This window comes from Sphingopyxis sp., assembly GCF_050725655.1.
GTDB lineage: Bacteria > Pseudomonadota > Alphaproteobacteria > Sphingomonadales > Sphingomonadaceae > Sphingopyxis.
In genome coordinates this window covers 1-10,508 of the sequence record NZ_JBOHHT010000099.1, presented here as the reverse complement: position 1 = coordinate 10,508, position 10,508 = coordinate 1, and the positions used below count along the sequence as shown (strand labels likewise).

Below are 10,508 nucleotides of genomic sequence, written 5' to 3'. Positions count from 1 at the left end.
GGGTTGGGGTGGGGGCGTCGATATGGCGCAAGGCCGATGGCCCCCACCCGCTGCGACTAAGCCAGCAAGCTGGCAAGTCTCGCTGCCCTCCCCTGAAGGGGAGGGCGTGATTTTATTTGCTCGGACGGCGCGGGCTGCGTTGGCCGAACGGCTTGGGCTTGTAGCGTTCGCTGTTGCCGCCGGGACCGCCGGGGCGCGGGCCGCGCGGACCCGCACGGTCGCCGCCGGGCGCACGGCCGAGCGTGCTGCGCGGTGCGCGGTCGCCCGAGCCCTTGTCGCGGCGCGGGGGGTAGGTCGGGCCGTCGGGTGCGGGGGTGATCGACACGCCGCTGTCGTCCTCGCCATCCTCGTTGGCGCTGCGCACCACTGCTTCGGCAAAGCGATCGGCGATCGCGCGCGGGATGTTGAACATCGTTTCCTTGGGACCGATGCGGATCGCGCCGATCTCGTTCTTGCTCACATGGCCGCGGCGGCACAGCAAAGGCAGGATCCAGCGCGGATCGGCATTCTGGTGACGGCCGATGTTCAGGCGGAACCAGACGCTGTCCTCGAAGCCTTCGCGCTGATCGCCACCGGCGCCGCGCCCGCCCCGATCGTCATGCTGGCGTTCGAAACGCTCGCCGCGTTCGGGGCGGCCGGCGCTGTCGCGGCCGCGGGCGCTGTTATCGATGAGGTCTTCGGGCGGCGGCATCAGCGCGCGGTGCGCCTGGACGAGCGACGCGGCGATGTCCTCGGGGGTGCGCTCGGCCATCAGGCGCTGCGCGAGCTCGAGATCCTCGGGCTCATGCTCGATGGGGGTGAGCAATTTCTCCATCAACCGCTCCTGGTCGCGCTTGCGGACGTCGGCGGCGGTCGGCGCGTCCATCCATTCGGCGTTGATCCGTGCCCCGCGGAGCATGCCGTCGACGCGGCGGCGGCGCGGATAGGGGACGATGATGACCGCGGTGCCCTTTTTGCCCGCGCGGCCGGTGCGGCCCGAACGGTGCTGGAGCGCTTCGGCGTCGCGCGGGATTTCGACGTGGATGACGAGGCTGAGCGTCGGCAAGTCGATGCCGCGCGCAGCGACGTCAGTCGCGACGCAGACCTTGGCGCGGCGATCGCGCAACGCCTGGAGCGCCGCGTTGCGCTCATTCTGGCTATGCTCGCCCGACAAAGCGACGGCGGCGAAACCGCGTTCGACCAGGCTGGCGTGGAGGCGGCGGACGTTGTCGCGCGTGGCGCAGAACAGCATCGCGGTTTCGGCGTCATGCAAACGGAGCAGGTTGACGACCGCGCCTTCGATGTCGGCGGGGGCGACGGTGACGGCTTGATAGGCAATGTCGCCATGGCCGCGGTCCTGGCCAACGGTCGAAATACGCAGCGCATCCTTCTGATACCGCTTGGCGAGCTGAACGATCGGGTTCGGGATCGTGGCGGAGAAGAGCAATGTGCGGCGAGTCGCGGGGGTGCCGTCGAGGATTTCTTCCAGGTCGTCTCGAAAGCCCATGTCGAGCATTTCGTCGGCTTCGTCGAGCACGGCGACGCGAAGCGCGGTGAGGTCGAGCGCGCCGCGTTCGAGGTGATCGCGGAGGCGCCCCGGGGTGCCGACGACGATTTGCACGCCCTGGCCGAGCGCACGGCGTTCCTTGCTGGCGTCCATGCCGCCGACGCAGGTTGCGATGCGCGCGCCCGCCTTGGCGTAAAGCCAGCTCAATTCGCGGCTGACCTGCAAAGCGAGTTCGCGGGTCGGCGCGATGATCAGTGCAAGCGGCGAGGTCGCGAAGGGCATACGGCCGTCTTCGAGCAGCTCGTCACCCATTGCGAGGCCGAAAGCGACGGTCTTGCCCGAGCCGGTCTGCGCCGAGACGAGCAGATCGCGGCCCTTGGCCTGGTCCTCGCTGACCTGCGTCTGGACGGGGGTGAGCGCTTCATAGCCGCGCGCGACAAGGGCGTCCGAAAGGACGGGGGAAAGATTTTCGAAAGGCATTTTTATCTCAATAATATGGGCGGTCACCGGTGCGGTGACGGGCCGACGGAAAAGGGGCTCAATGGGCTTAAATCACCTGTCCGGCAGCGTGTCCGCTGGCCCAGGCCCATTGAAAATTATAGCCGCCTAACCACCCTGTGACATCTACGGCTTCGCCGACCGCATAGAGGTTCGGGACGGTTTTGGCCATCATTGTTTGTGAGGATAGGTTTGCAGTCGAGATTCCGCCGATCGTGACCTCGGCTTTGGCGAAGCCTTCGGTGCCGTTCGGACGGAAATTCCAGCCCGAAAGCCGCGCCTCGGCGTCGGCGAGCTTGCGGTCGGGCTGGGCGCCGAGTTCGCCCGGAAGCGCGAGGCGTTCGGCGAGCGTTTCGGCGAGTCGGTCGGGGAGCAGCGCGCCCAAGGCGGTGCGCAGGGTGATGCGGGGGCGGGTGCGTTTGGCGTCGAGCAGCCAGCCTTGCGGGGCATCGGGGAGGAGGTCGATCGTCACGGGTTCGCCGTGGCGCCAATAGCTGCTGGCCTGGAGGATCGCGGGACCAGACAGCCCGCGGTGCGTGAACAAGGCCGCCTCGCGGAAGGCGGCCTTGCCCGCGCGCGCCTCGACGGGCGCGGCGATTCCCGACAGCTCGCGGAACAGGACATCGTCGCCGCCCAATGTCAGCGGAACGAGCGCGGGGCGCGGTTCGACGACCTTCAATCCGAACTGGCGCGCGAGGTCATAAGCGAATCCGGTCGCGCCCATCTGGGGGATCGACGGACCGCCCGTGGCGATGACGAGCGCCGGGGCGGTGAAATTTTGGTCGCCGAACCGGACGCCGAACTTGCCGTCGGCATGGGTCACGTCGCTCACCGGCTGGCCGGTAAGAACGTCGACCCCGGCTTTGGCGGCCTCTTCGAGCAGCATCGCGACGATCTGTTTCGCCGATCCGTCGCAGAAAAGCTGGCCGAGCGTCTTTTCATGATAGGCGATGCCATGGCGCTCGACGAGCGCGATGAAATCGGCGGGGGTGTAGCGTGCGAGTGCCGATTTGGCGAAATGCGGGTTCGCCGAGATAAAGCGGTCGGGCGCGGTGTTCACATTGGTGAAGTTGCAGCGGCCGCCGCCGGAGATCAGGATTTTCTTGCCCACTGCGTCGGCATGATCGAGCAGCAGCACGCGCCGCCCCCGCTGCCCCGCGACCACGGCGCACATCAGTCCGGCCGCGCCGGCACCCAGCACGATGGCATCATATTCAGTGGCGATCATGCCTTCCTTCCCCCTTGATGGGGGAAGGATACGCAGCCTTGGCGCGAAGCGACTAGGCGGAGTTGGATGGGGGTGATGGTGCCGTCGCGCAGTGGCGCTTCGGGCCGGGAGCGCACCCCCTCCGCTGCGAATAGGCCAGCAAGCTGGCAAGTCTCGCTGCCTCCCCCATCAAGGGGGAGGGTTGGTTTGTGCGTGAAATTCATGGTGGCTCAGTGCAGCTTTGCGATTGGCAGGCTGTCGGCCTTGGCGCGAATCTTCACCGATTCCTCGCTGCGTGTCAGCGCTTTCGCGATCGACTTCAGCGGCATGCCCTTCTTGGCGAGCGTGTGGAGCTTGTCGATTTCGGCCGGAGTCCACGGCTGTTTGTGGCGTTCGAACTTGTCTTTCATGCCTGCGTCTCCGGATCGGCTTCGACGGCAAGGATCGCAATCGCATCCTCACAGTCCTGATATTCGACGCTTTCGTCGGCCTCGGCGCCCATCAGCGCGCGGGCGAGCGGGGCGGAAAAGGCGATGTGGCCGCGTGCCGGGTCGGCCTCGTCGCCGCCGACGATGGTGATCGTCTTTTCGGCCTTGTTCAGCTGGTACGTCACGCGGCTGCCGATGCCGACGCTGCCGTCAGCGGGCGGGGCCTGCACGTCGGCGGTCGATTGACGGGTGTGGAAATAGCGGAGGCGGCGCTGCAATTTCTTGCGCGCTTCGTCGTCGGCAGTTTCGGCAATTTCGTCTTCGAGGCGCGCGACCTCTTCGCCGAGCAGGCGCAGCCCGCGCGGAGTCACGAGATTCGGGCCGACCGCGATGGGCAGCTCGAATTCGGGTTCCTTATGCTCGTCGTCGCTCTCGCGGCGAAAGGCTACGCTCATGGTCTGGCTTTTCGGTTTCGGGGGAGAATCGTCCCTCTGGACGCCGAAGGTGGCGACAAGATGGCAGGCGCTGCTGGACAGGTCCGGCAATCGTGTGTTATGCAAGCAATACACAGAGGAGATTTGCGATGCGTAACTGGACGATGGCGATTTTGCCGCTGGCTTTGGGGCTGACAGTAACGGCGTGCAACGGCGCCGATCACAAGGACGGCGATCGGCAGGCCAAGCGCGAATCGGGTGCGCCAGCCAGCGTCGGGCCGATTACGACCCAAAGCTATGACCTCACCGGCTTCACCGCTGTCGAGGTCGCGGGTCCCGACGATGTCACCATTCGTCAGGGCGACAGTTTTTCGATCACCGCGCGCGGACGCAAGGAAGCGCTCGACCGGCTCGAGATCAAGCTTGACGGACCCGATCTGTCGATCGGCCGCAAGCGCGAGGGTTTCAGCCTTTCGAGCAGCGACGAGGATAATGTCGATATCGCGATCACCCTGCCGCGGCTGAACAAGGTGCGCCTGACCGGGTCGGGAACGATCGACGCCGACAATGTCGACGGCGACGCGGTCGAGGCGGTGGTCACCGGATCGGGCGACCTGAAGGTCGCCAAGCTGACCGGCAAGCGCGCCGATATCACCGTGTCGGGATCGGGCGACATCGAGATCGGCGGCGGCATGATCGGGTCGGGCGAGCTCAGCATCACCGGATCGGGCGACATCGACGCCGAAGGGCTGGTCGCGACGACGCTGGAGGTGTCGGTGACCGGATCGGGCAATGTCGACGCGCAGGCGACCGGCAAGGCCGACATCCGCATCCTGGGGTCGGGTGACGTGACGCTCAGCGGCGGGGCAAGTTGTTCGACGCGCCAGATGGGTTCGGGCACCGCGACCTGCAAATGATGCCGTGCTGGTGCCGCCTGCCCGAACCGGGTAAGGCGGCACCATGACGCTTGCCACCAGATGCGCCGCGATCGCGGCCGCCGCACTGCTCGCCGCCGGCCCCGCGTGGGGCGCCGAAAAGCGTTATGGCCTCACCAGCTTCGAGACGATCGACGTCAGTGCCGATGTGACGGTCGAGGTCGTGACACGGGCGCCGGTCAGCGCCGTGGCGACCGGGCCGCAGGATGCGCTCGACCGGCTGAGCGTCGAAACGCGCGACGGCAAGCTGGTGATTAGCGAGCGCCAGTTCGCGGGCGACGAAAAGCGTCGCGGGCCGCGCGGTCCTGTGACGGTTCGCATCAACGCCGCCAATCTGCGCGCGGCGACGCTTTCGGGAGCGGGGTCGCTGCAGATCGACAAGCTGAAAGGGCAGCGCGCGATGGTCGGCCTGCGCGGACCCGGACGGCTGATCGTCGGCCAGATCAATACGGACCGGTTGCAGGTCGCGATGATCGGAAACGGTACGATGACCCTCGGCGGCGCGGCAAAGAACGCGCAGATGACGCTGTCGGGGGCGGGCGCGGTCGACGCGGGCGCGCTGTCGGTCGACGAACTGATCAGCGACAGCGAGGGCGCGGGCGACCATATCCTGCGCGCGGTCAAAAGCGCCGCGGTCACCGCGCGCGGGATCGGCAAGACGGTGGTACTGGGTAAACCGGTGTGCACGGTGCGCAATGTCGGCAGCGGCTCGGTGACGTGCGGGCCGGGGAAATAGCTTAGTGCGTTGACGCGGCGCCCAGCCCGTCGATCTTCTTCGACTGGCGGACGATCAGCCCCGGGAACCAGCGTGCGAGGCGCGACAGGCGCTTCGCCATCTTGCCGACTGTCGTGTGGACGCTCGTTCCATGCACCGCTTCCCACGCGGCCTCCGCAACGCGTTCGACGGGGACGATTTCGAAGCCGCTGTCGGACAGGCGCGTGCGCGCGGGTTCGTTGCTGTCGGCGCTGACCTGGTCGAGCAGGGGCGTATCGATGAAGCCCGGCATCAACGAACGCACCTTGATGCCATGTTTGGCGAATTCGATTTCGAGCGCCTCGGTCAGGCCGCGTACCGCGAACTTGGTCGCCGAATAGATGGCAAGGCCCGCGACCCCATAGAATCCCGACGCCGACCCGGTGTTGAGGATCGTCGACCCCGGCGTCGCGCGGAGCAGCGGCAGCGCGCTATAGATGCCATTGACGACACCGCCGAAATTGATCGCGATCAACCGGTCGGCCTCGGCCGGCGGCATATCGGCGAACTGCCCGCCCGTGCCGATGCCGGCGTTGTTGAAGAGGACATCGAGGCGGCCGCCGCTCTGCGCGGCAAAAGCGTCGAGCGCGGCTTTCCACTGGTCGCGATCGCGGACATCCATCACGTGACGCGACGACGCCCCTTCGGGAAGCAGCGCGGCGGTTTCATCGATCCCGGCGCTGTTGACGTCGGCGATGCCGACGAACCAGCCGTGCCCGGCGAAATGGCGCGCGACGGCACGGCCGATGCCCGATCCGCCCCCGGTGATGAAAATCGCCTTCCGTGCCACAGCGTCCCTCCTTACATTAATGTCAGCGCGACAAGATGCGAAGTTGACGTTTCCGTCAAGCGGCAATCGCGGCTTGGCAAGGCGAAGCGCGGCTCGCTAAGAGGGCGCCGATGATGACCCGCGGCCTTCGCTTTTTCTTCCTGTCATTGCTGATGCTGTGCGCGGGCTTCACGGTCCCGGCGCGCGCCGAGGTGGTCGTGAGTTTCTACAGCCATGATTTCGGCGATCGCTTCCCGCACGCCTTCATTGTGATGAAGGGCAAGCTCGATGCGACGGGCGAGGTTGTCGATGCCAACTATGGTTTCACCGCAGTCTCGGTCAGCCCTGCGATTCTTATGGGATCGGTGAAGGGCAAAGTGGAATCGTCCAAACCCGACTATATCGCCAAGAGTGACCGCCAGTTCGACGTGGCGGTCGACGACGCGACCTATGCGCGGCTGATAGCGAAGGTCGCCGAATGGCGCGACCGCGAGCAGCCGAGTTACAGCCTGAACAAGCGAAACTGCGTCCATTTCGTGATGGAGCTGGCCGAGACTGTCGGGCTTAAGGTCGATCGAAAGAGCAAATTATTCAAGAAACCGAAGAGTTTCCTGATCGAAGTACGCGGGTTGAACCCCGGCCTGGCCGATCCCGTCGCGACGCCAGCCCCCTAGACGAACCACCGCTTTCACCCTATGTTCAGGGAACGGGGCGCAATAATCTGGGCTCCGGATGTAGTTAGGGGCGATTCTTGCGGCTGTTGCTGACCCTTTTGGCATTGTTGACCGGTCTGGCTACCGCCGACCGGGCCGTTGCCGCGCCTGCCGTTCCGGCGGCGATGGGGTCGTTGGTCATGTTTGCCGAAACGGCGGGCAAGGCCGAAGCGAGCGATACCGAACGTCGTCCGGTCACGACTACGCCGACACGGCGTGTTTCGAGCGGTAGCGGAAAGCCGCGCAAGGCCGCCGCGCCGCACCTTCCCGGTATTCTCACCGGCAGTGACCGCGCGCTCGAATAGAGCCACGTTTCCGCGCCTTTCTTGAGGCGCCGCCCCGCGACGGGGCTTTTTTCATATATTTTCGTGCGGCCAAAACGCCGCCCATTCATTCAAATACCAAGGAAAATTCCATGTTTGCTGGCCTTGCCAAGAGCCTGTTCGGCTCGTCCAACGACCGTTATGTCACGTCGATCCACAAGATCGTCGACAAGATCAACGCCTTCGAGCCCGCGATGCAGGCGCTCGACGACGCCGGATTACAGGCGCAGACGCAGAAATTCCGCGAGCGGCTTGCGGCCGGCGACACGCTCGACGACATCCTGCCAGAAGCCTTTGCGACGGTGCGCGAGGCGGCGGTCCGCACGCTCGGCATGCGCCATTTCGACGTGCAGATGGTCGGCGGCGTCGTCCTCCACCGCGGCGAGATCGCCGAAATGGCGACGGGCGAGGGCAAGACGCTGATGGCGACTTTGCCCTGTTACCTTAATGCACTCGAAGGCAAGGGCGTGCATGTCGTCACCGTCAACGACTATCTCGCGACGCGCGACGCCGAATGGATGGGCACCGTCTATGGCTTCCTGGGCCTGACGACCGGGATCATCGTCCCGAACCTCAACGAGATGCAGCGCCGCGACGCGTATAACAGCGACATCACCTATGCGACGAACAACGAGCTCGGCTTTGATTACCTCCGCGATAATATGAAGTTCGACCGCCAGCAGATGGTCCACCGCACCTTCAATTTCGGCATCGTCGACGAGGTCGATTCGATCCTGATCGACGAAGCACGCACCCCGCTGATCATATCGGGCCCGACCGACGACAAGTCCGAGATGTATGTCCGCGTCAACGAGGTCGTCCTCAATCTGACCGAGGATGATTATGAGAAGGACGAAAAGTCCAAGTCGATCAACCTGACCGAAGACGGCACCGAGCATGTCGAGCGGCTGCTCGAGGACGCCGGGTTGCTCCAGGGCAATAATCTCTATGACATCGAGAACACGCAGGTCGTCCATCACGTCAATCAGGCGTTGAAGGCGATCCAGATGTTCCGCATCGACACCGACTATATCGTCAAGGACGGCAAGGTCGTCATCATCGACGAATTCACCGGCCGCATGATGGACGGACGCCGCTGGTCGGACGGGTTGCACCAGGCGGTCGAGGCGAAGGAAGGCGTTCAGATCGAGCCCGAGAACCAGACGCTCGCATCGATCACCTTCCAGAATTATTTCCGCATGTATCCCAAGCTTTCGGGCATGACGGGCACCGCCGCGACCGAAGCGGCCGAATTCTTCGACATCTACAAGATGAATGTCGTCAACATCCCGACCAACCGTCCGATCACACGCATCGACGACGAGGATGAATTCTACAAGAATATCACCGACAAGTTCGGCGCGATCGCCAAGACGATCCGCGAGGCGAACGAGCGCGGCCAGCCGGTGCTCGTCGGCACCGTGTCGATCGAAAAGTCCGAGCTGCTGTCGTCCTTCCTCGAAAAGGACGGGGTGCCGCACAGCGTGCTCAACGCGCGTTTCCACGAAAGCGAAGCGCATATCGTCGCGCAGGCGGGCCGCACCGGCGCGGTCACGATCGCGACGAACATGGCGGGCCGCGGCACCGACATCAAACTCGGCGGCAACGAAGAATTCCGCATCGACGACGAGCTGAAGGACCTGCCCGACGGCCCCGAGCGCGAAGCCGGCATCGCGCGCATCCACGCCGAGGTCGCCGCCGAGCGCGAGGCGGTGCTAGTGTCCGGCGGGCTGTTCGTGCTCGCCACCGAGCGCCACGAAAGCCGCCGCATCGACAACCAGCTGCGCGGCCGTTCGGGCCGTCAAGGCGACCCGGGCCTGTCGAAATTCTACCTCTGCCTCGACGATGACCTGCTGCGCATCTTCGGCCCCGACACCTTGTTCTCCAAGATGATGAACAAGAATCTGGAGGACGGCGAGGCGATCGGGTCGAAATGGCTGTCGAAGGCGATCGAGACCGCGCAGAAGAAGGTCGAGGCGCGCAACTATGACATCCGCAAGCAGGTCGTCGAATATGACAACGTCATGAACGATCAGCGCAAGGTCATCTACGAACAGCGCGGCGAGATCATCGACAGCGAGACCGTCGACGAGGTGATGACGGCGATGCGCGCCGAAACGGTCAATTCGATCATCGCCGACGCGTGCCCCCCGGGCAGCTATCCCGAACAGTGGAACGTCGAGCAGATGAAGGAGCGCGTCGAAAACATCCTCGACCTCGCGCCGCCGATCGATGCGTGGATGCAGGAAGACACGGTCGACGCCGAAATGTTCGAGGAACGCATCCAGGCGCAGGCCGACGCCGTCGCCGCCGAAAAGGCTGCGCTCGTCGATCAGGAAACGTGGAAGGGCATCGAGAAATCGGTGCTGCTCCAGACGCTCGACCACCACTGGAAAGAGCATCTTTCGACGCTCGACGCGCTGCGCCAGGTCGTGTTCCTGCGCGCCTATGCGCAAAAGCAGCCGATCAACGAATATAAGCAGGAAGCCTTCGCGCTGTTCGAACGCATGTTGCAGAACATTCGCGAGGATGTGACGCGCACCGTCGCGCGGATCGACCTGCGCTTCGAAGAGCCCGAGGCGCTGCCGCTGCCCGACCTGCCCGATTTCCTGACGACGCACATCGATCCGTTCACGGGCGAGGACAATAGCGCCGATGTCGACGGCGGCGATCTGCGCGTGATCGCGAACACGCTGCCGCCGATGCAGATCCCGCGTCCCGATCTGCCCGAAGGCGAGAATCCCTACGCGGCGCTCGACATCAGCCGCAACGCACCGTGCCCCTGCGGTTCGGGCCGCAAGTACAAGCACTGCCACGGCGCGATCTGATCCGGATCAAGCCCTCTCCTTCAGGGGAGGGCAGCGAGACTCGGGAAACTTGTTCCCTAGTCGCAGCGGGTGGGGTCCATCGGCCTTGCACAAGCCCGATGGACCCCACCCCAACCCCTCCCCTGAAGGGGAG

The 10,508-nt window shown here is 64.9% G+C and carries 10 protein-coding genes; 5 read left to right on the top strand and 5 right to left on the bottom strand.

The window, feature by feature from the left end; all coding sequences use genetic code 11:
• Positions 1 to 112: 112 nt before the first annotated feature.
• The 4 genes from ACREBX_RS15230 to ACREBX_RS15215 form a co-directional block, all read right to left on the bottom strand.
• Complete coding sequence (locus tag ACREBX_RS15230) at positions 113 to 1,966, bottom strand: DEAD/DEAH box helicase (protein WP_431562593.1); 1,854 nt, start codon at positions 1,964 to 1,966, stop codon at positions 113 to 115.
• A 67-nt stretch (positions 1,967 to 2,033) separates the two neighbouring features.
• The gene (locus tag ACREBX_RS15225) at positions 2,034 to 3,212 is read right to left on the bottom strand and encodes an NAD(P)/FAD-dependent oxidoreductase (RefSeq protein ID WP_431562592.1); all 1,179 of its coding nucleotides are present in this window, start codon (positions 3,210 to 3,212) and stop codon (positions 2,034 to 2,036) included.
• Positions 3,213 to 3,421: 209 nt separating this feature from the next.
• Positions 3,422 to 3,601 (bottom strand): hypothetical protein, encoded by a 180-nt coding sequence (locus tag ACREBX_RS15220; protein WP_431562591.1) that lies wholly within the window; start codon positions 3,599 to 3,601, stop codon positions 3,422 to 3,424.
• A complete protein-coding gene (locus ACREBX_RS15215) occupies positions 3,598 to 4,074 on the bottom strand; it encodes a GreA/GreB family elongation factor (protein WP_431562590.1) in 477 nt (158 codons plus the stop codon). Before ACREBX_RS15215 ends, ACREBX_RS15220 begins: the two co-directional genes overlap by 4 nt.
• A 128-nt stretch (positions 4,075 to 4,202) precedes the next feature.
• Here ACREBX_RS15215 and ACREBX_RS15210 point away from each other — a divergent pair, with 128 nt between their 5' ends.
• Positions 4,203 to 4,970, top strand: a complete 768-nt coding sequence (locus ACREBX_RS15210) for a head GIN domain-containing protein (protein WP_431562589.1) — start codon at positions 4,203 to 4,205, stop codon at positions 4,968 to 4,970.
• A 43-nt stretch (positions 4,971 to 5,013) separates the two neighbouring features.
• Complete coding sequence (locus ACREBX_RS15205) at positions 5,014 to 5,724, top strand: head GIN domain-containing protein (RefSeq protein ID WP_431562588.1); 711 nt, start codon at positions 5,014 to 5,016, stop codon at positions 5,722 to 5,724.
• A gap of 1 nt (position 5,725) precedes the next feature.
• Here the strand turns inward: ACREBX_RS15205 and ACREBX_RS15200 are convergent, their stop codons facing one another.
• Positions 5,726 to 6,532: an SDR family oxidoreductase gene (locus tag ACREBX_RS15200; protein WP_431562587.1), complete on the bottom strand. Its 807-nt coding sequence runs from the start codon at positions 6,530 to 6,532 to the stop codon at positions 5,726 to 5,728.
• Between the two features lie 110 nt (positions 6,533 to 6,642).
• Between ACREBX_RS15200 and ACREBX_RS15195 the strand changes: the two genes are divergently transcribed.
• The 3 genes from ACREBX_RS15195 (at position 6,643) to secA (ending at position 10,375) form a co-directional block, all read left to right on the top strand.
• A complete protein-coding gene (locus ACREBX_RS15195; RefSeq protein ID WP_431562586.1) occupies positions 6,643 to 7,185 on the top strand; it encodes a hypothetical protein in 543 nt (180 codons plus the stop codon).
• A 77-nt stretch (positions 7,186 to 7,262) separates the two neighbouring features.
• Positions 7,263 to 7,529: a hypothetical protein gene (locus ACREBX_RS15190; protein WP_431562585.1), complete on the top strand. Its 267-nt coding sequence runs from the start codon at positions 7,263 to 7,265 to the stop codon at positions 7,527 to 7,529.
• 110 nt (positions 7,530 to 7,639) lie between these two features.
• Positions 7,640 to 10,375 carry a preprotein translocase subunit SecA gene (gene secA / locus ACREBX_RS15185; RefSeq protein WP_431562584.1) on the top strand — a complete coding sequence of 912 codons (2,736 nt, stop codon included), beginning with the start codon at positions 7,640 to 7,642 and terminating at the stop codon, positions 10,373 to 10,375.
• Positions 10,376 to 10,508 lie beyond the last annotated feature (133 nt).

Coding starts and splice junctions, on each gene's coding strand:
- secA (WP_431562584.1), top strand. CDS start 7,640: ATGTTTGCTGGCCTTGCCAAGAGCCTGTTCGGCTCGTCCAACGACCGT.
- ACREBX_RS15230 (WP_431562593.1), bottom strand. CDS start 1,966: ATGCCTTTCGAAAATCTTTCCCCCGTCCTTTCGGACGCCCTTGTCGCG.
- ACREBX_RS15210 (WP_431562589.1), top strand. CDS start 4,203: ATGCGTAACTGGACGATGGCGATTTTGCCGCTGGCTTTGGGGCTGACA.
- ACREBX_RS15215 (WP_431562590.1), bottom strand. CDS start 4,074: ATGAGCGTAGCCTTTCGCCGCGAGAGCGACGACGAGCATAAGGAACCC.
- ACREBX_RS15225 (WP_431562592.1), bottom strand. CDS start 3,212: ATGATCGCCACTGAATATGATGCCATCGTGCTGGGTGCCGGCGCGGCC.
- ACREBX_RS15195 (WP_431562586.1), top strand. CDS start 6,643: ATGATGACCCGCGGCCTTCGCTTTTTCTTCCTGTCATTGCTGATGCTG.
- ACREBX_RS15205 (WP_431562588.1), top strand. CDS start 5,014: ATGACGCTTGCCACCAGATGCGCCGCGATCGCGGCCGCCGCACTGCTC.
- ACREBX_RS15220 (WP_431562591.1), bottom strand. CDS start 3,601: ATGAAAGACAAGTTCGAACGCCACAAACAGCCGTGGACTCCGGCCGAA.